Annotated in this window: 20 protein-coding genes; 9 read left to right on the plus strand and 11 right to left on the minus strand. The window is 72.5% G+C overall.

From position 1 onward, the window contains the following. Positions 1 to 13: 13 nt before the first annotated feature. Together HNR21_RS29025 and HNR21_RS29030 are read right to left on the minus strand one after the other, a co-directional pair. On the minus strand, positions 14 to 988 hold the full coding sequence (locus HNR21_RS29025) for an ABC transporter permease (RefSeq protein WP_182707680.1): 975 nt from the start codon (positions 986 to 988) through the stop codon (positions 14 to 16). Between the two features lie 73 nt (positions 989 to 1,061). Continuing rightward, on the minus strand, positions 1,062 to 2,027 hold the full coding sequence (locus HNR21_RS29030) for an ABC transporter permease (protein ID WP_182707681.1): 966 nt from the start codon (positions 2,025 to 2,027) through the stop codon (positions 1,062 to 1,064). Positions 2,028 to 2,125: 98 nt separating this feature from the next. Here HNR21_RS29030 and HNR21_RS29035 point away from each other — a divergent pair, with 98 nt between their 5' ends. Then, positions 2,126 to 2,734 (plus strand): TetR/AcrR family transcriptional regulator, encoded by a 609-nt coding sequence (locus tag HNR21_RS29035; RefSeq protein ID WP_182707682.1) that lies wholly within the window; start codon positions 2,126 to 2,128, stop codon positions 2,732 to 2,734. Positions 2,735 to 2,852: 118 nt separating this feature from the next. Here the strand turns inward: HNR21_RS29035 and HNR21_RS29040 are convergent, their stop codons facing one another. Then, on the minus strand, positions 2,853 to 4,466 hold the full coding sequence (locus HNR21_RS29040; RefSeq protein ID WP_182707683.1) for a trypsin-like peptidase domain-containing protein: 1,614 nt from the start codon (positions 4,464 to 4,466) through the stop codon (positions 2,853 to 2,855). 176 nt (positions 4,467 to 4,642) lie between these two features. Here HNR21_RS29040 and HNR21_RS29045 point away from each other — a divergent pair, with 176 nt between their 5' ends. Further along, the gene (locus HNR21_RS29045) at positions 4,643 to 6,664 is read left to right on the plus strand and encodes a sensor histidine kinase (RefSeq protein ID WP_182707684.1); all 2,022 of its coding nucleotides are present in this window, start codon (positions 4,643 to 4,645) and stop codon (positions 6,662 to 6,664) included. A 353-nt stretch (positions 6,665 to 7,017) separates the two neighbouring features. Here the strand turns inward: HNR21_RS29045 and dapF are convergent, their stop codons facing one another. Together dapF and miaA are read right to left on the minus strand one after the other, a co-directional pair. Further along, positions 7,018 to 7,836: a diaminopimelate epimerase gene (dapF, locus tag HNR21_RS29050; RefSeq protein ID WP_182707685.1), complete on the minus strand. Its 819-nt coding sequence runs from the start codon at positions 7,834 to 7,836 to the stop codon at positions 7,018 to 7,020. A gap of 10 nt (positions 7,837 to 7,846) precedes the next feature. Beyond that, positions 7,847 to 8,758, minus strand: coding sequence for a tRNA (adenosine(37)-N6)-dimethylallyltransferase MiaA (gene miaA / locus HNR21_RS29055; protein WP_119729430.1), 912 nt, complete (start codon positions 8,756 to 8,758; stop codon positions 7,847 to 7,849). 85 nt (positions 8,759 to 8,843) lie between these two features. On the opposite strand from miaA, the gene HNR21_RS29060 reads away from it, so the two are divergent. Continuing rightward, the gene (locus HNR21_RS29060; RefSeq protein WP_182707686.1) at positions 8,844 to 9,062 is read left to right on the plus strand and encodes an antitoxin; all 219 of its coding nucleotides are present in this window, start codon (positions 8,844 to 8,846) and stop codon (positions 9,060 to 9,062) included. Here HNR21_RS29060 and HNR21_RS29065 read toward each other — a convergent pair. Both HNR21_RS29065 and miaB read right to left on the minus strand, forming a co-directional pair. Continuing rightward, on the minus strand, positions 9,059 to 9,763 hold the full coding sequence (locus tag HNR21_RS29065) for a class III extradiol ring-cleavage dioxygenase family protein (RefSeq protein WP_182707687.1): 705 nt from the start codon (positions 9,761 to 9,763) through the stop codon (positions 9,059 to 9,061). The genes HNR21_RS29060 and HNR21_RS29065 overlap by 4 nt on opposite strands. Next, positions 9,757 to 11,262 (minus strand): tRNA (N6-isopentenyl adenosine(37)-C2)-methylthiotransferase MiaB, encoded by a 1,506-nt coding sequence (gene miaB, locus HNR21_RS29070; protein WP_182707688.1) that lies wholly within the window; start codon positions 11,260 to 11,262, stop codon positions 9,757 to 9,759. The genes HNR21_RS29065 and miaB overlap by 7 nt, the downstream gene beginning before the upstream one ends. Before the next feature lie 268 nt (positions 11,263 to 11,530). Here miaB and HNR21_RS29075 point away from each other — a divergent pair, with 268 nt between their 5' ends. From HNR21_RS29075 to HNR21_RS29095, 5 genes are all read left to right on the plus strand, one after another. Beyond that, positions 11,531 to 12,355, plus strand: a complete 825-nt coding sequence (locus tag HNR21_RS29075; protein ID WP_119729426.1) for an amino acid ABC transporter ATP-binding protein — start codon at positions 11,531 to 11,533, stop codon at positions 12,353 to 12,355. Positions 12,356 to 12,404: 49 nt separating this feature from the next. After that, on the plus strand, positions 12,405 to 13,274 hold the full coding sequence (locus tag HNR21_RS29080; protein WP_182707689.1) for a glutamate ABC transporter substrate-binding protein: 870 nt from the start codon (positions 12,405 to 12,407) through the stop codon (positions 13,272 to 13,274). Positions 13,275 to 13,351: 77 nt separating this feature from the next. Further along, on the plus strand, positions 13,352 to 14,038 hold the full coding sequence (locus HNR21_RS29085; RefSeq protein ID WP_182707690.1) for an amino acid ABC transporter permease: 687 nt from the start codon (positions 13,352 to 13,354) through the stop codon (positions 14,036 to 14,038). Beyond that, positions 14,035 to 15,048 (plus strand): amino acid ABC transporter permease, encoded by a 1,014-nt coding sequence (locus HNR21_RS29090; protein WP_182707691.1) that lies wholly within the window; start codon positions 14,035 to 14,037, stop codon positions 15,046 to 15,048. The genes HNR21_RS29085 and HNR21_RS29090 overlap by 4 nt, the downstream gene beginning before the upstream one ends. A gap of 182 nt (positions 15,049 to 15,230) precedes the next feature. Beyond that, entirely contained in the window at positions 15,231 to 17,240 is a 2,010-nt protein-coding gene (locus HNR21_RS29095; RefSeq protein WP_182707692.1) for a S9 family peptidase, read from the plus strand. A gap of 33 nt (positions 17,241 to 17,273) precedes the next feature. Here the strand turns inward: HNR21_RS29095 and rny are convergent, their stop codons facing one another. The 3 genes from rny to recA form a co-directional block, all read right to left on the minus strand. Then, on the minus strand, positions 17,274 to 18,845 hold the full coding sequence (gene rny, locus HNR21_RS29100) for a ribonuclease Y (protein ID WP_119729421.1): 1,572 nt from the start codon (positions 18,843 to 18,845) through the stop codon (positions 17,274 to 17,276). A gap of 820 nt (positions 18,846 to 19,665) precedes the next feature. After that, complete coding sequence (locus HNR21_RS29105) at positions 19,666 to 20,157, minus strand: regulatory protein RecX (protein ID WP_182707693.1); 492 nt, start codon at positions 20,155 to 20,157, stop codon at positions 19,666 to 19,668. Positions 20,158 to 21,419: 1,262 nt separating this feature from the next. After that, on the minus strand, positions 21,420 to 22,535 hold the full coding sequence (gene recA, locus HNR21_RS29110; RefSeq protein WP_119729419.1) for a recombinase RecA: 1,116 nt from the start codon (positions 22,533 to 22,535) through the stop codon (positions 21,420 to 21,422). Positions 22,536 to 22,795: 260 nt separating this feature from the next. On the opposite strand from recA, the gene HNR21_RS29115 reads away from it, so the two are divergent. Beyond that, positions 22,796 to 23,653 (plus strand): ATP-grasp domain-containing protein, encoded by an 858-nt coding sequence (locus HNR21_RS29115; RefSeq protein ID WP_182707694.1) that lies wholly within the window; start codon positions 22,796 to 22,798, stop codon positions 23,651 to 23,653. A gap of 6 nt (positions 23,654 to 23,659) precedes the next feature. Here the strand turns inward: HNR21_RS29115 and HNR21_RS29120 are convergent, their stop codons facing one another. Beyond that, positions 23,660 to 23,854, minus strand: coding sequence for a DUF3046 domain-containing protein (locus tag HNR21_RS29120; RefSeq protein WP_119729417.1), 195 nt, complete (start codon positions 23,852 to 23,854; stop codon positions 23,660 to 23,662). Positions 23,855 to 23,928 lie beyond the last annotated feature (74 nt).

Genomic DNA, 23,928 nt, shown 5'->3' on the forward strand with positions numbered 1-23,928 from the left:
TCGGGCGGGGCGCTCACCGGCCGGTCCTGACCCGTGGATCCAGGACCGCGTGCGCGGTGTCGGCGGCCAGCCCGGCCAGCAGCACCAGCACCGCGGCCAGCAGGGTGATCGCGGCGACCGCGTTGACGTCGCCGCGGTGGACGGAGTCGATCAGCCACTCGCCCATCCCGTGCCAGCCGAAGATCTTCTCGGTGAACATGGCGCCGAGCAGCACGAAGCCGAACGTGTAGGCGAAGTAGGTGGTGGCCGGGACCAGCGCGGTGCGCAGCCCGTGCCGCAGCAGCGCCCGGCGGCGGGTCAGCCCGCGGGCCATGGCGGTGCGCACGAAGTCGGCGTTCAGCACGTCGAGCATCAGGTGGCGCTGGTAGCGGCTGAACACGGCGGCCTGCACCAGCACGATGGTCAGCGTCGGCAGCACCAGGTGCTGCAGCCGCCCGGTCATTCCCTCGCGGGCGCCGGGGGTGTACTCCCCCACCCACTCGAAGATCCGCACGCCGGTGATCTCGTTGATCCGCTCGGCGCCCAGTTGCAGCAGCACCGCCAGCACGAACACCGGCGTGGACAGCACCGCGAACGAGCCCACGGTGATCAGCCGGTCGGCGGGACGGTACTGCCGGACCGCCGCGTACGCGCCGGCCAGCACCCCCAGCACCGCCCCCAGCACCGTGCCCACCGCCAGCAGCCGGAGGCTGACCAGGGCGCGGTTCCACAGTTCCGGGGCCACCGGCTCGCCGTTCAGGGTGCGGCCGAGGTCGCCGCGCAGCACCCCGCCCGCCCAGGTGGCGTACCGCTGCGGCAGCGGGGTGCGGTCGTTGAGGTTGAGCCGGGTGAGCTCGGCGTCGATCACGGCGGCGGGGGGCGGGGGGTGCTGTCCGGCGAAGGCGGCGCGCGGGGCGAGGGTGGCGGCGGCGAGCAGGTAGGCCAGGCTGGCGGCCAGCATGACGAGGACGGCGTGGTTCACCAGCCTGCGGATCAGGAAGCCCGCCATGCCACCCCCCTCCGTCAACACGGCAGTACGGAATGCTACTGATTGATCACGCGCCGCGCTGGAAAACGGTGGTTCAGGCCCCTGCGGGCGCGGCGGGCGCGCCGTTGTCCCGGGTCCGGCCGCCGGGCCGGCGCAGACCGCCCAGGACGACCAGGGCCGTTCCGGCCAGCGCCCACACCGCCAGGACGGTGAGCGGGCGCGCGGCGGCGGCGCCGTCGAAGTAGCCGGCCGAGCGCAGCAGCGTCGCCGCCGCGCCCGGGGGCAGCAGCTGGCCGAGGTCGCCCCACGGCTCGGGCAGCAGTTCCGGCGCGGTCGCGGCGGCCGACAGGGGGTTGCCGAGCAGCAGCATGGTCAGCGCGCCCACCACGACGCCGGGCGGGCCGATGAGCGCGGCCAGGCCCAGGACGGTGCCGCTGATCGCCGCGACGGCCAGCGCGATGGCCCCGGAGACCGCCAGGTACGAGCCGTCGAGGATGCCGAGCCAGCCCTGGGCGAGCGCGGCCGACCCCAGTCCGCCGAGCACGGCGACCCCGGCCAGCCCGGCCAGCCGCGGGCCCGTCCCGCGGACCAGCAGGGCGAGCAGCGCACCGCCGGCGATGCCCGACATCACCAGCGGCAGGGCCAGGCTGGCGAACGCCGCGCCGTGCTCGCCGGCGGGCACCACGTCGGTCACGGGCGGCGCCGGGGCGCCCGACAGGGTGGCGGCGTACTGGCCGATCTGCTGCGCGACCGCGGGGCTCGCCCCCGAGGCGACCAGGACCTTCGGTCCGGCCGGGGCGGTCACGATGGCGCCGTAGACCTCGCGGTCCCGCAGCGCCTGCCGGGCGGCGGCCTCGTCGGGCAGCGTCTCGACGGCGAATCCGCCCTGGCCGGCCAGCCGGTCGGCCACCGCGGCGGCCTGCGGCCCGGTCACCGCGATCGGCAGGTCGTGCGGGGCGGAGCGGGCGGCCGGCCAGGCGAACGCGACCAGCATGACCATCTGGAGCGCGGCGACCGCCAGGGCGATGCCGAGCGCCCGGCGGCCGGAGGATGCCTGCATGACGACTCCTCAAAAAATCGGATGATCGTTCTCTTTATTCGAGCGTCCTCCCGCGGCGCCCGGTTGTCAAGAACGAGCATTCGTTTTAGTTTGAGGACATGCCGAAGGTCAGCGAGGAGCACCTGCAGCGACGCCGGAACCAGATCCTCGACGCCGCCCGCCTCTGCTTCGTCCGCAAGGGCTTCCACGAGACGTCGATGCAGGACATCTTCGCCGCCAGCGGACTGTCGGCCGGCGCGGTCTACCGTTACTTCAAGAGCAAGAACGAGATCGTCGAGGCCATCTGCACCGACACCGTCGAGCGGATCGCCGACCCGCTGGCCCGCATCGTCGAGCAGGACCCGCTGCCCGGCATCGACGAGGTCGCCGGGCGGATGGCCGAGGAGCTGGTCGGGATCCAGAGCGCCGGGGACGGCGAGGCCGACCCGCTCCGCGTCGCCCCCCAGGCATGGGCGCTGGCCCTGCACGACCCGCAGGTCTCCCCCGTGGTGCGCCGGGTGATGGCCCACATCCGCGGCGTGTGGATCCAGTACGCCGAGCGCATGCGCGACGCCGGCCGGCTGCCGGCCGACGCCGACACCGAGGCGGTCGGCAAGGCCCTGTTCGGCATCATGCCCGGATTCGTCCTGCAGCGCCTGATCCTCGGTGACGTCGACCCGGACACCCTGCGACGGGGACTGCGGGACCTGTCCGGGAGCCTGCCCTGACCGCGGGACAGGGGATCTCCGCTCTGCGGAGCTCCGCTGCGATCGCCTGACCCGCGAAAAGCCCGTGCGGGCGGACGACGGTCGTCGTCCGCCCGCACGGGGCCGGGTGTGCGTTCCTCTAGTGGGCGCCGGGCCACGGGGGCTGGTAGCCGCCCGCGCCGGGCTGGGCGGGCGGCACCGGCGCGCCCGGGCCGCCCGGGTAGGTGGGCTGGACCGGCGGGGGTCCGACCGGCGGGGCGGGCTGTCCCGCGCCGTACGGGACACCAGCCATGCCGGGGCCGGGCAGGTTCTGGCCGGGCAGCTGACCCGGCAGGCCCTGGCCGGGGCCCGAGCCGCGCCGCGAGCGCCGCCGGAGCACCATGATCAGCACCACCGCGATGATCGCCACGACCACCGCGGCGCCGACGACCGCCAGCCAGAAGCCCAGGCCCGGCGGGGTCTCGTCCTTGCCGGCGTTGATGGCCGACTGCGAGTCGCTGATGTACTTGGCGACGTACGGGTGGCCCGGGTTCAGCGCCTGCACCTCGCGGAACTTCGGCAGCGCCCGCTTGTAGTGGCGCTTGAAGTACGAGTCCAGGGCCGCGTTGTAGGCGACGGTCGTGTTCGAGGTGACCGGCTTGACGTTCTTCTCGTTCAGCTTCTCCTTGACCACGCTGACCGGCAGCACCAGCTGCTGGTTCTGCGCGGACTGGCCGTCGGAGTCGTTCAGGCCCGCGATCAGGATGCCCACGACCTTGCCGGAGTCGCTGAACACCGGGCCGCCGGAGTTGCCGCCGTAGGCCGGCGCCTGGGTCTGGAAGTACGGCACCCCGGTCTGGGTGCTGCGCTGCGCGTTGTAGGGGCCCTGGGTGAACGTCGGCTGCAGCCGGCTCTCCAGGCTCAGCGACCCGTTGTTGGTCACCGTGCCGGGGAAGCCGTCGATGTAGAAGGTGTCGCCGACCTGCACGTCGTCGTCGGCGCCCAGCTCCAGGGTGGGCAGGTTCTGCTGGCCGTTGACCTTGAGGATGGCCACGTCCTTGCCCGGGTAGCTCTCGCCCGCGGAGACGATCTCGGCCGGCAGCTCCTTGGCGTTCTTGTCGACCCCGCCGCCCTGCACGCTCTGCAGCACCGTGGTGGACTGGCTGATCTGGCCGATCTTCAGGTGCTTGGCGTTGAACTCGACGACGATCTCGGTGGCCTTCTCGATGTTGTCGTCGCTGGCCTGGCCCTCCTGCGCGATCGCCTCGATCAGCTCGGCCACGTCCTGCTTGTTGATCTGGTCCAGGGCCTGCTTGGCGAACGTCTGGCTGAGCTCGGTGGTGTCCGGCTTGACGCAGTGCGCGCCGGTCACCATGTAGCCGTCGGGCGTCACCCACCAGCCGGTGCAGGTCCCGGTGACCTTGGCCTCGACCGTCCGGTCCGGCCCCACCGGGCGCAGGAACCGGTCCACGTCGGCGGCCCACTGCTCCAGGATGTACTTGTAGAGGCTCTGCTCGTCCTGCGGGAGTTCCCCGTTGACCACCTTGCGGACGGTCTCCTGGACGAGCTTCTCGACCTCCTTGTCGTTGGCCGCCATGGTCGGCACCGCCAGTGTCGCCGAGTACGTGGTCGCCAGCAGCTGGACGGCCGGGTGCGACTTGGCCGCCAGCCGCGTGGCCAGCGGCGTCTCCTTCTCGTCCTCCGCCCACGCCGTCCCCGGTGTGGCCACCGCCAGCAGCCCCACCGCGACCAGCGCACCGATCAGCCTGCGCATCTTCGCCGCATCCCCTCACCTGTCGTCCGGCCGGCCGGTCTGTCCGGCTTCGGCCCGCTCAGTGTGGGAGTCCCGTTGTCCCGGCGTCATGAGACGTCCGCCCCGGTTCTCTGCAGGACAGCGCCCGGGACGATTTACGATGCCTTGACCCATTCCTCCGGGAAAGAAAGCTCCACATGGTGAGGACCGAGCAGCGGGATCGCCGGGCGGTGCGTGCGGCGTTCGCGCTTTCGCTGGCCGCCGTGTCGCTGGTGTTCACATCCCTGCTGCTGGGCCCGGGGGTTCCGGTCGAACGCCGGATGGTGTGGTGGCATCCGGAGATCGTCCTGGCCCTGACCTGGACGCCCGTGGCGGTGCTGCTGGTGCGGCACCGGCCCGGGCTGCGGGTGGGCTGGCTGATGCTGGTGGCCGGGTTCTGCGCCGCGGTGTACGTGCTGTCCCTCAACCTGGGCCCCTGGCTGCAGATCCGGGACTGGCCGCTGGACGGGCTCTTCCGCTGGCTCGGCTACTGGTTCTGGGCGGTCGACACCTTCGCGCTGACCCTGGTGCTGCCGCTGATCTTCCCGGACGGGCGGCTGGTGTCCCGGTGGTTCCGGCCGGTGCTGGCGGTGGCGCTGGCGGTGCCGCTGATCGTGTGCGTGCACCTGACCCTCGACCCGGACGCGCGCCGGTTCCACAACGGGGTGTCGGTCTACCCGTTCCAGGAGATCCCGTGGCCGATCAGCGTGACCATCCTCGGGGCGCTGGTGGGCGGGCTGGTGTCGGTGGTGCTGCGGTTCTGGCGGTCCACGCCCGACGTGCGGCGGCAGATCGCCTGGGTCATCTACCCCGGGGTGTTCGCCCAGACCGTCATCTTCGTGGGCGAGTCCTGGCCGATCGGGGACCCGCTGCGCAACCTGACCATCGCCACCGTGCCGATCTGCATCGCCATCGCCATCACCCGCTACCGGCTGTACGACATCGATCTGGTGATCAGCCGCACCCTGGTGTACGCCGGGCTGGTGGTGGTGATCACCGGGGTGTACTTCGCCCTGGTCGGCGCGGCCAGCGTGCTGTTCGCCGGGCGCGGGCCGATGGCCGGGCTGGTCGGCGCGATCGCCGCGGGCGCGGTGTTCGAGCCGGTCCGGCGGCGGCTGCAGCGCACCGTGGACCGGCTGGTGCACGGCGAACGGGACCCGTACCGGATCGCCGACCGGCTCAACCAGCGGCTGCAGACCGCCTCCGATCCGGCCGCGGCGCTGGCGGTGGCGGCGTCGGCGGTCCGCGAGGCGCTGCGCGCCACCGGGGTGATGGTCGAGGTCACCGGCCGGGAGGGCCGCACCGCGATGGCCGAGGACGGCGACCTGGGCCCCGATCCGGAGTCGATCCCGCTGATCTGGCACGGCCGCCCGGTGGGCCGGCTGCTGTTCAGCCGCCCGGAGAACGCCGACCGGCGGGTCGCCGCGATCATGGCCCGCAACCTGGCCGAACTGGCCAACGCGGTGCGGCTGACCGCCGACGTGCAGCGGTCCCGGGAACGGATCCTGGCCACCCGCGAGGAGGAGCGCCGGCGGCTGCGCCGCGACCTGCACGACGGGCTCGGCCCGACGCTGGCCAGCCTGGCGATGACGGTGGACGCCGCCCGGATCAACCTGCACCGCGACCCGGCGGCGGTGGACCCGCTGCTGGAGAAGCTGCGCACCACCATGAGCCAGACCATCGGCGACATCCGCGAGCTGGTGTACGGGCTGCGCCCGCCCGCGCTGGACGACCTGGGCCTGGCGGGCGCGGTGCAGGCGCTGGCCGACGGGGCGTCCGGCCCGGCCGGAGACCAGCAGGCGCTGCGGGTGCACGTGCGGATCGACGGCGACCTGGAAAGGCTCCCGGCCGCGGTGGAGGTCGCCGCCTACCGGATCGTGCAGGAGGCGCTGACCAACGTGCGGCGGCACTCCGGCGCCCGGACGGTCCTGGTCCGCCTGGAGCGATCCAGCGAGCTGCAGGTCAGCATCACCGACGACGGGGTGGGACTGCCGCCGCACGGCCGTGCCGGGGTGGGCATGTCCTCGATGCGGGAACGGGCCGCCGAGCTGGGCGGATCGTGTTCCATCGGGCCCGGCCCGGGAGGCGGGACGCTGGTCCAGGCCCGGCTGCCGATCCACGGCGGGCTCATGCCGGACGACCTGGAGCATCCGGAGGAGAACACAGTGCGGGGCCGGTGACCGCCCCCCGCCATGGTGGATGTCACCGGCCCCGCCTCGCCGCACGGACCTCGGGGCTCCCATCCCTGTCCGTGCGACTCCCACAGGGTGTGCACGTTCGAAACTAGGCGCCCGGGGGTCCCGCCGCCGAGGGACCGCCGTCCCGATCCGAGCAGGACGCTCCAGACGCCCGGACCAGGCCCCCGGCCGGGCGTCCCCAGCGCGGTCCTGCGGAACGAGGACCGCTTGCCCCGCCCCTTTCGAAGGTCGGGGCCGCCCAGACCGACATGTCAGGCGACTGCGGCGCGGATCTGCGGAGCGAGGGCGCTCGACACGAACGTCCGAGGATCCGGGGTCGTCCTTGGAGGGACGGGTCAGCGCAGCAGGTCGTCGCGGATGTGGCCCTCGGCGACGAGGACGGCGGGGCCGCGCAGGTGGCTGGTGCGGCCGTCCAGGGTCACGGTGACCCGGCCGCCGGGCACGTCCACCGTCCATTCGCCGGTCCGCCCGGGGCCCGCGGCCGCCACCGCGGTGGCCACCGCGCCCGTCCCGCACGAGCGGGTCTCGCCCGAGCCGCGCTCGTGCACGCGCATCTCCACGTGCCGCTCGCCGAGGGGGCGGAACAGTTCCACGTTGACGCCCTCGGGGAAGACGGCCGGATCCACCACCGGCGGGCGGGTCAGGTCCAGGTCCCGTACCGGCCGGTCGACCGGGCAGGCCAGGTGCGGGTTGCCCATCGAGACCCGCAGGCCCGTGTACTCGGTCCCGGCGACGGTCGCGCGGCCGTCGCCCTGCACGACCGGCGGGCCCATGTCCACGCTGACGTCCCCGGACGGCCCCAGCGTCACCCGCTTGAGGCCCGCCCGCGTCGCCACGTCCCACTCCCCCGGCTCGGCCAGGCCCGCGTCCACCAGGTAGCGGGCGAAGACCCGCACCCCGTTGCCGCACATCTCCGCGACGCTGCCGTCGGCGTTGCGGTAGTCCATGAACCACTCGGCCTCGCCGGCCAGCTCATCGGCCACCGGGTCACCGGCCGCCTTGGCGCGCACCACCCGCAGCACGCCGTCCGCCCCGACGCCGGCCCGGCGGTCGCACAGCGCGGCCACGGTCGCGGGCCGCAGGTCGAGGGAGCCGTCGGGGTCCGGCAGGATCACGAAGTCGTTCTCGGTGCCGTGCCCCTTCACGAAACGCATGCGCCCGATCCTATTCGGCGACCAGGGCGAGCGCGCGTTCCACGAGGTCCGGCGCATCGTAGGGCAGCCAGTGCACCCGGGGGTCGCGGCGGAACCACGACTCCTGGCGGCGGGCGAACCGGCGGGTGGCCCGGATCGTCTCCTGCTTGGCCTGCTCCTCGGTCCACTCCCCGGCCAGGAACCGCAGCACCTGGGCGTACCCGAGGGCGCGCCCGGCGGTCAGCCCGTCCCGCAGGCCCGCCCGCTCCAGCCGGCGCACCTCGTCGACCAGCCCCGCCTCCCACATCCGCTCGACCCGCAGCGCGATCCGCTCGTCCAGCTCCGGGCGGGGGACGCTCAGCCCGATCTGCACGGCGTCGTAACGGTAGCGGTGCTCGGGCAGCGTCGCGGTGAACGGGCGGCCGGTGATCTCGATGACCTCCAGGGCGCGCACGATCCGCCGCCCGTTGCTGGGCAGGATCGCCTCGGCGGCCCGCGGGTCGCGTTCCCGCAGCCGCCGGTGGAGGACGCCGGATCCCACGGCCTCCAGCTCCTTCTCCAGCCGGGCGCGGACCCCGGGATCGGTGCCGGGGAACTCCATCTCGTCCAGCGCCGCCCGCACGTACAGGCCGGACCCGCCGACCAGGATCGGCGTCCGTCCCCGCCCGCGGATCTCGGCGATCGCCCGGTCGCTGAGCTCCTGGTACTCGGCGACGCTGGCGGTCTTGGTCACCTCCCACACGTCCAGCAGGTGGTGCGGCACGCCGCGCATCTGCCCGGGGGTCAGCTTGGCGGTGCCGACGTCCATGCCGCGGTAGAGCTGCATCGAGTCGGCGTTGACCGCCTCGCCGTCCAGCGCCAGCGCCAGCTCCACCGCCAGATCGGACTTGCCGGCCGCAGTCGGGCCGACCACCGCGAGCACATCGGGGAAGGTCACGCGCATAACTCTGCCATCCGGGGGGGTATGGGTGGAGTGTTCGGGCGCCGGGCGCCCGCCCGGCGCCGCCGACCGTGAATCGGGGGTCACCATGTCGATCGTCAGCAAGGTCAAGCAGATGCTGGGCCAGCACCCCGACCAGGCCAAGAAGGGCGTGGAGAAGGCCGGGGACATGTTCGACCGGCGCACCGGCGGCAAGTACGCCGAGCACGTCGACAAGGGCCAGCAGCGGGCCGGCGAGTACATCGACCGTGAGGGCGGCGGGCAGCGGCCGCCGCAGACCCCGCCGACCACACCGCCGAACGCCTAGGCCCGCGCCCAGCCCGCCACGAAGTAGCCGACGCCGTAGGGCGCCTGGTGCGCCAGCAGTTCGGCGTCGTAGGCGGCGTCACCGGCCGCTCCGGCGAGGAACTGCCACGCCGCGCGCCCGGCCGCCCCGAGTTCGGCCGACAGGCCGGGGTCCAGGGCGGCCAGCGCCGCGGCGTCGGCACGCCCGAGGGCCCGCGCCACCCCGGCGTCGTACGGCTCGGCCCGCTCGTCCAGATAGCCGGGGGCCTTCTCGCTCCGGCAGGCGGACCCGTCGCCCATGACCAGCATCCCGACCCGCCCGGCCCGACCGGCCGCCCGCTCGCCGAGCCGGGCGCACTCACCGGCCGGGGCGTCGAACGCCAGCGCCCGGTAGCGGACGCGGTCCGGGTCGAGGTCCGCGGTGCGGCGGGACAGCAGCCACGCGCCGATCGACAGCGACAGCGGCAGCGACGGCCCTCCCGGACGTCCGCCGCACACCAGGTCCAGCCCGTACGGCCGCAGGTCGCAGCGGCCGTCGGGGCCGTACTCCGCCGCCCGGTCCGCGCCGCCGACGACCAGGATCAGCTCCGGCTCCGCCCGGACCAGCCGGCGGACGGCCGTGTCGCAGGCGGCGCGCAGATCGTCCAGTTCGCCGGCGGCCGCTCCGGCCATCTCCGGGACCAGCAGCGGCGGATGCGGGCAGACCGCCGCGGCGATCAGCATCCGCCGTGGTCCGCCGAGCAGGCGGAGACGGGCACCGCCGGTGCGGCGGGACGGCCGATGCCGGGCATGCCCAGCGACACGCCCTTGGGCGCGGCCTGCCGGGCCTCCCACGCGTCGCCCGCCCGGGTCCGGCGGACCGCCTTGACCGGCCCGTCGGCGACCAGGTGGTGCGGGGCGGCGTAGGTGACCTCGACGGTGACCATGTCGCCGGGGCGCACCGGCTCGTCGGGCTTGCGGAAGTGCACCAGCCGGTTGTCGGGGGCGCGCCCGGACAGCCGGTGGGTGGCGTCGTCCTTGCGGCCCTCGCCCTCGGCGACCAGCACCTCCAGGGTCCGGCCGAGCTGCTTCTTGTTCTCCGACCAGGAGATCTCCTCCTGGAGGGCGACCAGCCGCTCGTACCGCTCCTGCACGACCTCCTTGGGCACCTGGCCGTCCATGGTGGCGGCGGGGGTGCCGGGCCGCTTGGAGTACTGGAAGGTGAACGCGCCCGAGAACCGGGCCTCGCGCACCACGTGCAGGGTCTGCTCGAAGTCCGCCTCGGTCTCGCCGGGGAAGCCCACGATGATGTCGGTGGTGATGGCGGCGTCCGGCATCGCGGCGCGGACCCGCTCGATGATCCCCAGGAACCGCTCCTGCCGGTACGAGCGGCGCATCGCCCGCAGGATCCGGTCCGACCCGGACTGCAGCGGCATGTGCAGCGACGGCATCACGTTCGGGGTCTCGGCCATCGCGGTGATCACGTCGTCGGTGAAGTCGCGCGGATGCGGCGAGGTGAACCGGACCCGCTCCAGCCCCTCGATCCCGCCGCAGGCCCGCAGCAGCTTGGCGAACGCCTGCCGGTCGCCGAACTCGCTGCCGTAGGCGTTGACGTTCTGCCCGAGCAGCGTCACCTCCAGCACGCCCTCGGCCACCAGCGCCTCGACCTCGGCCAGGATCTCGCCGGGACGGCGGTCCTTCTCCCTGCCGCGCAGCGCCGGGACGATGCAGAAGGTGCAGGTGTTGTTGCAGCCCACCGAGATCGACACCCAGGCGGCGTACGGGGACTCGCGGCGGGTCGGCAGCGTGGAGGGGAAGGTCTCCAGCGACTCCTTGATCTCCACCTGCGCCTCCCGCTGCACGCGGGCGCGCTCCAGCAGCACCGGCAGCGAGCCGATGTTGTGGGTGCCGAACACCACGTCCACCCAGGGGGCGCGGCGCACGATGGCGTCCCGGTCCTTCTGCGCCAGGCAGCCGCCGACCGCGATCTGCATGCCGGGCCGGCCGTCCTTGACGGGGCGCAGGTGCCCCAGGTTGCCGTACAGGCGGTTGTCGGCGTTCTCCCGGACCGCGCAGGTGTTGAACACGACCACGTCCGGCTCGCCGGCCTCGTCGCGCACGTAGCCGGCCGCCTCCAGCAGCCCGGCCAGGCGCTCGGAGTCGTGCACGTTCATCTGGCAGCCGTACGTACGGATCTCGTACGTACGGGGCTCGCCGCCGGGATGAATCGTGGGCGCGCTCATCGGACTCCCTCAACGCGTGCGGACCCCGCGCCGGGGCGGGGAGGAACGCGGCACGGTGCCGCTCGGATCTCTCTGTAGGGTAGGCGCTGCCCGCAGGTGGGGGCCAAGTCGATTACCCCAAGTGACCGCGGGGCGGAAGGGGCCGTGCCCCGGTTGGCCTGAATCGGCCGCCGAGCGGGCGTTTTGCGGGCAGACGTACGAACTTGTGATCCTATCGGTACCGCACGGTGAGTGTCCGGGGGTCCAAGATGCCTTAAAGTCCCAAGCCATGACGGACAGCGGCATCGAGGCCGGTGGGGCGGACCTGCGCAAGGGCCTGCCCGGGGACACCGGGTCGGCGGCGGGCACGGGGGACGGCCGTCCACTCGTCCGCCTGGAGAAGGTCAACAAGCACTTCGGCCAGCTGCACGTGCTGCGGGACATCGACCTGGACATCCGCCGCGGCGAGGTCGTCGTGGTGATCGGGCCGTCCGGAAGCGGCAAGTCCACGCTGTGCCGCGCGATCAACCGGCTGGAGCCGATCGACAGCGGGACCATCGAGATCGACGGGCAGCGGCTGCCCGAGGAGGGCAAGGAGCTGGCCCGGCTGCGCGCCGACGTGGGGATGGTCTTCCAGTCGTTCAACCTCTTCGCGCACAAGACGATCCTGCAGAACGTCACGCTGGGCCCGATCAAGGTGCGCAAGATGGGCAAGGCCGAGGCCGAGGAGCAGGCCATGGCCCTGCTGGAGCGGGTCGGCATCGGCCACCAGGCCGCCAAGTACCCCGCCCAGCTGTCCGGCGGCCAGCAGCAGCGCGCCGCCATCGCCCGGGCGCTGGCGATGAAGCCGAAGGTCATGCTGTTCGACGAGCCCACCTCGGCGCTGGACCCGGAGATGGTCAACGAGGTCCTCGAGGTGATGACCGAGCTGGCCCGCGAGGGGATGACCATGATCGTGGTCACCCACGAGATGGGCTTCGCCCGGCGCGCCGCCGACAAGGTGGTCTTCATGGCCGACGGCGAGATCGTCGAGGAGAACACCCCGGACGAGTTCTTCGACAACACGCGCACCGAGCGCGCCAAGGACTTCCTCTCCAAGATCATCACCCACTGAAGCCCCCGACCGAGCCGCGCATTCGGCAGGAAGCGAAGGTAGACAGACAATGCGAGTACGTCAGATCGCCGCGATCGCGGCGGCGGCGGCGCTGGCCCTGGGCACCGCGGCCTGCGGCAGCGACACCGAGAAGCAGGAGGCCGAGAGCAAGTCGGTCGCGCAGCGGGCCAAGGAGAGCGGCAAGCTGGTCGTCGGCATCAAGTACGACCAGCCGGCGCTCGGCCTCAAGAAGCCCGACGGCACCTTCGAGGGCTTCGACGTCGACGTGGCCAAGTACATCGCCAAGGAGCTCGGCGTCCCCGAGAGCGGCATCACCTTCAAGGAGACCCGCTCGGAGAACCGCGAGTCGTTCCTGGCCAGCAACCAGGTCGACATCGTGGTGGCCACCTACTCCATCACCGAGGCCCGCAAGCCCAAGGTGACGTTCGGCGGCCCGTACTACGTGGCGCACCAGGACACGATGGTGCTGGCCGACAACAACGACATCAAGAAGGCCACCGACCTCAAGGACAAGAAGCTCTGCAAGGCGGCCGGGTCCAACTCCTGGCGCCGGGTCACCGAGGGCCCGCCGGACGGCAAGCTGAACATCCCGGCCGTCCTGGTCGACGCCACCGGTTACGCCGACTGCACCGCCAAGCTGGCCTCCGGCGCGCTGGACGCGGTGACCACCGACGACCTGATCCTGGCCGGGTTCGCCAACCAGCAGAAGGGCAAGTTCAAGGTCATCAACGACCCCTTCACCGACGAGAAGTACGGCGTCGGCATCAAGAAGGGCGACATCGAGACCTGCGAGGCCGTCAACAAGGCGATCACCAAGATGTACTCCGACGGCACCGCCAAGACGCTGCTGGACAAGCACTTCGCCGGCACCGGGCTGAAGCTGAACTACACCGTCCCGCAGTTCGAGGGTTGCGCCTGATCCGCTGATCCTCACCCTGCAGGTCGTGCCGGTGTCCCGGCCGGGGCACCGGCACGACCCTGACCTCGTGGATCCTCATGGACCAACTTCTGGACTTCAGCCCGGTCTTCGACAACCTCGACCTGATCCTCGCCGGCTTCTGGGCGACGGTGCGGCTCGCCGCGGTGACCGCGATCCTGTCGCTGATCTTCGGCACGTTCCTGACCGCGCTGCGCGTCTCGCCGGTCGCGGTGCTGGCGCGCACCGGCTCGTTCGTGGTGAACCTGCTGCGCAACACGCCGCTGACGCTGCTGCTGGCGATCTGCATCCTGGCGATCAACGACGAGCTGAAGGTCACCCTGTCCGACACCGAGACGGTCAACCGGTACTGGTGGGGCGTGCTCGGGCTGTCGATCTACACCGGCGCGTTCGTCTCCGAGGCGCTGCGGTCCGGCATCAACACGGTGCCGATCGGGCAGGCCGAGGCGGCCCGCTCCATCGGGCTGACCTTCATGCAGTCGCTGCGCATGATCATCCTGCCGCAGGCGTTCCGGGCGGTCATCGCCCCGCTGGGCAGCGTGATGATCGCCATGATCAAGAACACCACGGTGGTCGGCGCGGTCGCCTACGGCTATGAGGCCGCGGCGGTGATGAAGGAAATGTTCGACGACATGGGCGCCTCCATCCCGGTCTTCCTCGGCATCGCGGCCGGGTACCTCGTCCTGACCCTGCCGACCGGGTTCTTCTTCGGCTGGCTGGCCAAGCGAATGGCGGTGGCGCGATGAGCCGGCAGGAAGCGTCCGTTCTGTTCGACGCGCCCGGCCCCCGGGCGCGGCTGCGGCACAACATCCTGACCGCCGTCGCGGTCGTGGTGCTGCTCGCCGTCGCCTACGTCGTGTACGCCAGGCTGGACGAGCGCGGCCAGTTCGCGGGCGAGCTGTGGAAGCCGTTCGTGGAACCCCAGGTCTGGGAGAACCTCATCCTGCCCGGCCTGAAGAACACCCTCGGCGCCGCGGCGGTGGCCTCGGTGCTGGCGCTGCTGTTCGGCGTGGTGTTCGGGCTGGCGCGGCTGTCGGACCACTGGTGGATCCGGGTCCCGGCGGGCGCGGTGGTGGAGTTCTTCCGGGCCATGCCGCTGCTGATCCTGATCTTCCTGGCGTTCTTCGTGCCGCCGGCGATCAGCCCGATCATCGCCGACGGGCCGTTCGGCAACGCGCAGCGGATCATCGTCGAGAACGTGCTGTTCGTGTTCGGCGTGGAGATCAACGCCGGGAACGTGACCGTGCCGGCGTTCGCCGCGCTGGTGTTCGGCCTGGTCATGTACAACGGGTCGGTGCTGGCCGAGGTGGTGCGGGCGGGCGTGCTCGCGGTGCCGCGCGGCCAGTCGGAGGCGGCCTACGCGCTCGGCCTGCGCAAGAGCGGCGTGATGCGGCTGGTGCTGCTGCCGCAGGCGGTCACCGCGATGCTGCCCGCGGTGGTCAGCCAGCTGGTGGTGCTGCTCAAGGACACCGCCCTGGGGTTCATCATCGCCTTCCAGGACCTGCTGAGCGCCGGGTTCCGGATCGTCCCGGCCAACTACCACAACCTGGTCCCGGCGGCGATCATCGTCTCGGTCATCTACATCGGGATGAACATGGCCCTCAGCCGCTTCGCGACCTGGCTGGAGGGACGCAGCCGGCGCAGCCGCAAGACCGCGGCGGCCACGCTCGGCACGGGCACCGGGACACCGGCCGCCGCCGGCATGGGGCAGGCCGCCGGCGCGGGCAAGAGCGAGATGGCCACCGGCGGGGACTGATCCCGCCGTCCTGCCGAGGGGCGTCGCCGGGCGATCCGGCGGCGCCCCTTCGCGTTGCGGGCCGACGCGCAGCGACCCGGTCACGATGCGTCGATCCGACGAGGTCGCCGGGCCGATATCTTTCCGAACTCAACTGGCCAGTCAGGCCCCAATGAGTCCGCGTTTGCGGAACGATTGGCGTTATGACCGCTCGTGTGACCCTCCCCTACGGCTCCTGGCCCTCGCCGATATCCGCCGCCGACGTCGCCCGCGCCCGGCTGCGCCTCAGCTTCCCCACCGTCGTCGGCGGCGATGTGTGGTGGCAGGAATCCCGGCCCGAGGAGGGCGGGCGCACCACGGTCGTGCGGCACTCCGGCGGCGTCCGGACCGAGCTGCTGCAGGCGCCGTGGGACGCGCGGACCCGGGTGCACGAGTACGGCGGCCGGTCCTACCTGCCGGTCCCGGCGGGCGACGGGCACGCGCTGGTCTTCGCCAACTTCGAGGACCAGCGGCTGCACCGGCTCGACCCGGGCGACCCCAAGCCCCGGCCGCTGACCCCCGAGCCGGCGCTGCCGGGCGGCCTGCGGTACGCCGACTTCACGCTGTCGCCGGACGGCGAGGAGATCTGGTGCGTCTGCGAGGGGCACACCTCCGACGGGGTGCGGCGGGCGATCGTGGCGGTCCCCCTGGACGGTCGTGCGGCCGGCGACGCGTCGGCCATCCGCGAGCTGGTCAGCGGCAGTGACTTCTACGCCTCCCCCGTTCCCTCGCCGGACGGGGAGTACCTGGCGTGGGTGCAGTGGAGCCATCCCCGGATGCCGTGGGACGGCACCGAGGTGCGGGTGGCAGCCCTGGAGGACGGCAGGGCGACCTCGCCGCGCACCGTCAAGGGCGGGCTGACCGAGTCGGCGCTGGCCCCGGTGTGGCGGGACGCCGGCAGCCTGTACGTGATCTCCGACTGGCCCGGCTGGTGGAACATCTACCAGGTCGGCCTGTACGGGGAGTCCCCGCAGGCGCTGTACCCGGCCGAGGAGGAGTTCGCCACGCCCCTGTGGCAGCTCGGCGGCATGCCGTACGCGGCGCTGGGCGACGGACGGCTGGCGGTGCTGCACGGGGAGGGCGACCAGCGGCTGGGGATCTACGACCCGGAGACGCTGGACCTGATCGACCTGGACCTGCCGTACGACGACTGGCAGGCGGCCCTGTCGGCGGACGGCTCCACCGTCGTCGGCATCGCGGGCAGCGCCACCGAGACCAGCGCCGTGGTGCGGCTGGACGTCACCACCGGGGCCTACGAGGTCCTGCGCCGCGAGCCCGCCGAGGTGCCGGACCCCGCGTACCTGCCCACGCCCCGCGAGGAGCGCCTGGAGGGGCCGTTCGGGCGGCCGGTGCACGCCTACCTGTTCCCGCCCGCCAACCCGACCGTCGAGGGGCCGGAGGACGAGCTGCCCCCGTACGTGGTGTTCGTGCACGGCGGCCCCACGTCGCGCGCCTCCAGCGTGCTCAGCCTGGAACGCGCCTACTTCACCAGCCGCGGGATCGGCGTGGTGGAGGTCAACTACGGCGGCTCCTCGGGCTACGGCCGCGCCTACCGTGAGCGGCTGCGCCGCCAGTGGGGCGTCGTGGACGTGGAGGACGCCATCGCCGCCGGACGCGCCCTCGCCGAACGCGGCATCGCCGACCCGGACCGGCTGGCCATCCGCGGTCACAGCGCCGGCGGCTGGACCACCCTGGCCACCGTCACCCAGAGCGCCGTGTTCCGCGCCGCCGCCTCCTACTACGGCGTCAGCGACCTGCAGACCCTCCTGGACGAGACCCACGACTTCGAGTCCCGCTACCTGTTCGGCCTGATCGGTCCCATGCCGGGCTTCGAACGCGCCTACCGCGAACGCTCCCCGCTGACCCGGGCCGACCAGACCGCCTGCCCCGTCCTCCTCCTGCAGGGCACCGACGACCCCGTCGTCCCCCCGTCCCAGTCGGAGAAGTTCGCCGCCGCCCTGGCCGCCAAGCAGACCCCGTACGCCTACCTCGCCTTCCAGGGCGAGTCCCACGGCTTCCGCCGCGCCGAAACCGTCGTCACCTGCCTGGAGTCCGAACTCGCCTTCTACGGCCAGACCCTGGGCTTCACCCCGCACAACATCCCCGAGATCGCCCTGACCGTGGGCGAGCCGCCCGCCCCGGCCCCCGCCGACGAACCTCCCGCCCACCCCTGACCCTGCAACGGGCCGAGGGCGTTCGTCTGCGGGTCAGCGGGCGAACTCGGTGGCGCGGGACTCGCGGACGACGGTGACGCGGATCTGGCCGGGGTAGGTGAGCTCGTCCTCCACCTGCTTGGCGATGTCGCGGGCGATGACCTGGGCCTGGATGTCGTCGACGGCGTCGGGCTTGACCATGACGCGGATCTCGCGGCCGGCCTGCATGGCGTAGACCTTGTCGACGCCCTCGTGCTTGTCGCGGGCGATCTGCTCGAGGCGTTCCAGGCGCTTGACGTAGGCCTCGAGGGACTCGCGGCGGGCGCCGGGGCGGCTGCCGCTGATGGCGTCGGCGGCCTGGGTCAGGACGGCCTCGACGGTGCGGACCTCGACCTCGTTGTGGTGGGCCTCGATGGCGTGGACGACGTCCTCGTGCTCGCCGTAGCGGCGGGCGATCTCGGCGCCGATCAGGGCGTGGCTGCCCTCGACCTCGTGGGTCAGGGCCTTGCCGATGTCGTGCAGGAGGGTGCAGCGCTTGGCCAGTTCGACCGGGAGGCGGAGCTCGGCGGCCATGATCCCGGCGATGTGGGCGGACTCGATGAGGTGCTTGAGGACGTTCTGGCCGTAGGAGGTGCGGTAGCGCAGCTGGCCGAGCAGGGCGATCAGCTCGGGGTGCATGTCGGTGATGCCGAGCTCCACCAGCGCGTCCTCGCCCGCCCGCACGCACAGCTGCTCGACGTCGGCCTTGCTGCGCTCGTAGACCTCCTCGATGCGCTGGGGGTGGATGCGCCCGTCCAGCACGAGCTTTTCGAGGGTGAGCCGGCCGACCTCGCGGCGCACCGGGTCGAAGCAGCTCAGCAGCACCGCCTCGGGGGTGTCGTCGATGATCAGGTTGACCCCGGTGGTGGTCTCGAACGCCCGGATGTTGCGGCCCTCGCGGCCGATGATCCGGCCCTTCATCTCGTCGCTGGGCAGGTGCAGCACCGACACCACCGACTCGGCGGTCTGCTCGCTGGCCACCCGCTGGATCGCCAGCGTCACGATCTTGCGGGCGCGCTTGTCCCCCTCGGCCCGGGCGGCGCTCTCGATCTCCCGGGTGATCAGGGCGGCCTCGCGCTTGGCCTGGTTCTCGATCATGGCGACCAGCTCGCCGCGGGCCTGCTCGGCGGTCAGCCCGGCGGCCTGCTCCAGCACCCGCCGCCGGTCCTCGTCGAGCCGGTCCAGCTCGGCCTGCCGTTCCTCGAGCGCCCGCTTGGCCTCCGACAGCCGCCGTCCGCGTTCCTCCAGCCGGCGCGCCTCGGCGTCCAGCCGCTGCTCGCGTTCGGCCAGCCGGGCCTCGCGGCGTTCCAGGTCGTCCCGGAGGGTGCGCAGCTCCTGCTTGAGCGCCTTGGCCTCGCCCTCCAGGTCGGCGCGCGCGGTCTCGGCGAGATGCTGCGCCTGGGCCTCGGCCTTGTGCAGGAGCTCCTGGGCGTCCGTACGGGCCTGGGCGCGGATCTGCTCGGCCTCCCGGCGCACCGCGGCGAGCTCGTCCTCCGTGGGGGGCGGCGGACCGGTGGGGCGGCGCAGCACGATGACCAGAGCGACCAGGGTCACCAGCAATGCGGCACCCAGCAGGACGCTCACCATGGCGCAGACCCTTCCAGGGGTGCCGGGGGTCTCCCCCCGGGCCGGCTCGTCTCGGTGCGGGCTCCACGCGGTGTGGAGAGCCTGCGGTGCGAGGACCTATCCGCACCCCGGAGACCGCCGGACGCCCAGGCGCCAGGCCGAACACGGGCCGTCACCATGACAGACCGGGGGGATCCCGGCGCCGCCGCGAACGACGGCAGGCCCGCAACGCGCCCGTCCACTCTCAGGTGTTCGAACGTGCAGGGTCGTATGGCAATCCGCAGTGCGCGGAGTAACTCCTCACTGCCGTAACGGTAAGCGGCTATCAGGTAATGAGCAAGCAAACCCAGGGCATTCCGGACTAACCGTACGTGGGCGTGAGGAGTTGCTTACCACCCGTTCCCGCCGAGAATACCGACTTCACCGCCCCTCTCCGCGTCCGCCGCGGGAGTCGACAACCCGGAGAAAATCCCAGTAATCCCGGGCGTGTCGCGCACCGTCCGTAACCATGCGGGCGGACGGAGACCGCGGACCGGACGGTGCGGTGTCCGTCCGCCTCCGGATCCTTCATCTCCGGCCGCCGTGCCGGGCACGGAACGGCACAGGCCGCCGTGCGCCCGTCGCATGGCCCGAACGACTCGAAGGAGGCGGAACCGCACGTCCACCCGAAGCCGTGTCCGCGGCCGTTGCGAGTACGCCCCGCCGAGGCCCCTGCTCAGCCGGTGTCCACGGTCATCGGGACGGGGCGGGACGGGGGATCTTGGTGGCGTCGTCGTACTCCGGCCATCTCCCGTCGGGGCATGCCTCGGTGGGAAGGCGGGCTTTGTGGAGGATGGGCCGATCAGTCGTCGAAGTCGGGAGGCTCGTGGGCGTCGAGCTCGTCGCCCTCTGCTTCGAGCGCCTCCTTGACCACGCGGTAGCACAGGCCGGGGGGATAGCCCTTGCGGGCGAGCATGCCGACCAGCCGGCGCATGCGCTTGTCGGGAGGCAGCGTACGGGTGCCCGGCAGCCTGCGGGCGACGAGTTCCCGGGCGGTGCGCTCCTCCCGCTCGGGATCCAGGGACTCCACCGCCTCGCTGACCGTCTCGTCGGCGACGCCGCGCCGCCGCAGCTCGCTGGCCAGCGCTCGGCGCGCCAGCCCCCGACCGGCGTGCCGGGACTGCACCCAGGCCCGTGCGAACGCCTCGTCATCGATCAGCCCGACCTCGGAGAACCGCCCCAGCACACGCTCCGCCGCCTCCTCCGGAACCCCCTTGCGCCGCAGCGCGTCCGCCAGTTGCGCCCGAGTCCGCGGCGCCGCCGCCAGCAACCGCAGACAGATCTCCCGTGCCACCCCCTCCCCTTCGACCGCCCCACCGGACGAGTCATCCCCCCGAGACGAAACACGCCCAGGCTCCTCAAAGGAGGGCACATCGTCAGAGCCCTCACCGGCGCCCGCGGACGAGACATCCTTTCGGGAGGGAACGCGCCGGGGCTCGGCAGTTCCCTCGGGAGTGACGACGCTCTCCGAGCCCTCCCCAGTGCTCTCGGACGAGGCGGCGTCCCGGGGCGAAACACGTCCGAGCTCTGGAGCCTCCTCGGCCGAAACCGCGGCCTCCGAGCCTTCACCGGTGTCCCCGAACGGGACATCGCCCCGGGAGGAAGAGCGTCTGGACTCATCGGCATCCTCGCGGGAGGCCGGATCGTCTGAGTCCTCGCCGACCTCCCAGGGTGAGACAGCGTCCTGGGAGGAAAAGCGTCCGGGCCCGGCGGTCCCTGCGGAGGGGACGTTCTCCGGGTTCTCGGCGGAAGGGCGGGTGACGGTGTCCCCGGGTGGGGCGGGGCTTTCGGCGGGGAGCGGGTCGCCCTCGGTGGCCTTCGCAGGGGGGACGGTCTCCTCTGGCTCGTCCGCGACGTCCCATACGACGGCGGCGTCCGATGAGGTGGTGTCCCAGGGCGGAACCCGGCCGGGCGGGGTCGGGTGCTCTGCCGAGACGGTGCCCTGTGCGTCTCGCTGGGCGTCCCGGCCTGCGGCGGGCTCGGGTGAGGGGGTGTTCTCCGGCCGCGGGTCATCGTCGGCCACGACGTCGTTCCCCGAGGGGACGCCGTGTTCCGGGTCCTCGGGGACGTCCCAGCTGACGATGACGTCCGAGGAGGCCGTGGCCCAGGGCGGAACAGGACCCTCCTCAGGGGTGGGCTGCTCCGAGGGCTCGCCTTCCTCGAGGCCGGCGGGGTCCTGGGAGGGGACGGTGGATCCGGAAGGGCCGGGGTCCTCCGGCCCCTGGGCGGCGCTCTCGGAGGTGACGGCGTCCCGGGGTTCTTCGGGGGTGTTCCAGAGAACGGGGGTGTCCTGGGGTGGCGGCGGAGACTTTGGCGGGAGAGGCCAGGTGTCCGCCACGGGCCAGGTGGGGTCGGTGTGCCGGTCGTTCATGAGGGCACCGGGAGGCGGGCGCTATCGGCGGAGGGCGACCGGACGAGGGCGAGGAACGTGAGCGGCGGCGTCTTCGGGGAAGGCCCGCTTGCCGGCAGGCCGGTGCGGGACGGGACGCCGCCGCCCTTCATGGAAGATCATTCCTCACGGTTCGTCAACAGTCACCCTGATCCGCGGATGCACGGTCAGGAATCTGCGGGCTTGGCCGCCTTGGCGCCGGTCTTGCGTCCGGCCGGGGCCGCCGCGGGGGCGGGCGCCGGGGCGGCGGGGTCCGCCGGGGCCGCGGCGGTGGCGTCGGCGTCCAGGCGCGGGCCCACGCCGAGCTTCTCCTTGATCTTCTTCTCGATCTCGTCGGCGATGTCGGGGTTGTTCTTGAGGAAGTTGCGGGCGTTCTCCTTGCCCTGCCCGAGCTGGTCGCCCTCGTAGGTGTACCAGGCGCCGGCCTTGCGGACGAAGCCGTGCTCGACGCCGAGGTCGATCAGGCCGCCCTCGCGGCTGATGCCCTGCCCGTACAGCAGGTCGAAGTCGGCGGTCTTGAACGGCGGGGAGACCTTGTTCTTGACGACCTTGACCCGGACCCGGTTGCCGACGGGCTCGGTGCCGTCCTTGAGGGTCTCGATCCGCCGCACGTCCAGCCGCACGGAGGCGTAGAACTTCAGCGCCCGGCCGCCGGTCGTGGTCTCCGGGCTGCCGAACATCACGCCGATCTTCTCGCGGAGCTGGTTGATGAAGATGGCGGTGGTCTTGGTCTGGTTGATCGCACCGGTCATCTTGCGCAGCGCCTGGGACATCAGCCGGGCCTGCAGGCCGACGTGGCTGTCGCCCATCTCGCCCTCGATCTCGGCGCGCGGCACCAGGGCGGCGACGGAGTCGATGACGATGATGTCGATGGCCCCCGAGCGCACCAGCATGTCGGCGATCTCCAGGGCCTGCTCGCCGGTGTCGGGCTGGGACACCAGCAGCGCGTCGGTGTCCACGCCGAGCTTCTTGGCGTAGTCGGGGTCGAGGGCGTGCTCGGCGTCGACGAACGCGGCGATGCCGCCCTTCTTCTGCACGTTGGCCACGGCGTGCAGGGCGATGGAGGTCTTGCCGCTGCCCTCGGGGCCGTACACCTCGATCACCCGGCCGCGCGGCAGGCCGCCGATGCCCAGCGCGATGTCCAGCGAGATGGATCCGGTGGGGATCACCTCGACGGGTGCGCGGGCCTCGTCGCCCAGCCGCATCACCGAGCCCTTGCCGAACTGCCGCTCGATCTGGGCGAGCGCGGTCTCGAGCGCCTTGTCGCGGTCGCTAGCTGCCATGAGATGCCCCTGTTCAATCCCAGGCCGTACGACCGGCCCTGGAGACTTCGCTTTCGGTCGGAAGCGACGTTACGGCGGCCCACCGACAGTTTTCGAGTCCCTGCCGCCGCTGTGGACGAACGTCGTGTGCGTTCCCCACTCTACCGAACATCCGTTCGATCATGGCCCGACTCGCCGCGGTCCGTCCCCGAATCCCCGCGCGATCCCCGTGCGCGGCGGCGGGCGGTGCCCGTACGCTGGCCGCGTCGGAGGGGGCCACCATGACGCTGACCGTCGTCTTCTGCGCCGATCCACTCAACCCCCGGCGCGTCGAGCCGCACTTCGCGCGCGAGGCGGCTGCGGTGCGCGACCACTATGGCAACGTCGTGCTGATCGACCACGACGCGCTGCGGCGGGGCGACGTGCTCACCGCGATCCGCCGGGTGCCCCGCGACCTGGGCCCGGCCTGGTACCGCGGCTGGATGCTGACCGCGGCCGAGTACACCGCGCTGGCCGCCGCCCTCAAGGAACGCGGCACTCCCCTGCTCACCCACCCGGAGGACTACCGGCGGGCGCACGAGCTGCCGGGCTGGCACGACACGTTCGCGGGGCTGACCCCGCACAGCGTGTGGCGCCCGCTGCCGCCCCGCACCGTTCCCGACGACCTGGCCGAGCTGGTGCGGCCGCTGCCGCCCGGGCCCGCGGTGGTCAAGGACTACGTGAAGTCCCGCAAGCACGAGTGGGAGGAGGCCTGCTTCGTCCCGGACGTCAAGAACACCACCCAGTTGCGCGGCGTGGTGGCCAAGATGGTGGCGCTGCAGGACGAGTTCCTGACCGGCGGGCTGGTGGTCCGCGAGTACGAGCCGTACGACGCCGGCGAGGCGCGGGTGTGGTGGGTGGACGGCGAGCCGGCGCTGATCGGCCCGCACCCCGACGAGCCCGACCACTACCCCGAGCCGGAGCTGGACACGGTGGCCACCGCGGTGCGGGCGCTGGGCTGCCGGTTCATCACCACCGACCTGGCGCGCCGGACCGACGGCCGGTGGCGGGTGGTGGAGGTCGGCGACGGCCAGGTCAGCGACCTGCCGGCCTCGATGGACCCGATGGACCTGTACGCCCACCTGCCCGTTCCGGACTAGCGCCGGCTAGTGCAGGCGCTGCGGGACGTCGAAGGTGGCGCAGACCGCCTCCCAGACCGTCTTGGCGTCCTCGCCGTCCGCCAGGGCCTGCTCGATGGTGCGGCCGCCGAGTTCGGCGATCACGTAGTCCTTGGCCACGCTCTGCGCGTAGACCTCGCCGAACTGCTGGTTCATCCGATCCCAGAACACCGATAGCCGCACTCCGCCACCGTACCGCCGCGGCGCCGCGGCCACGACGGCGCGGACGCGGCGGGACCGCGGCCGGTTTTGTCACA

Source organism: Thermomonospora cellulosilytica, from assembly GCF_014138835.1.
Classification (GTDB): domain Bacteria; phylum Actinomycetota; class Actinomycetes; order Streptosporangiales; family Streptosporangiaceae; genus Thermomonospora; species Thermomonospora amylolytica.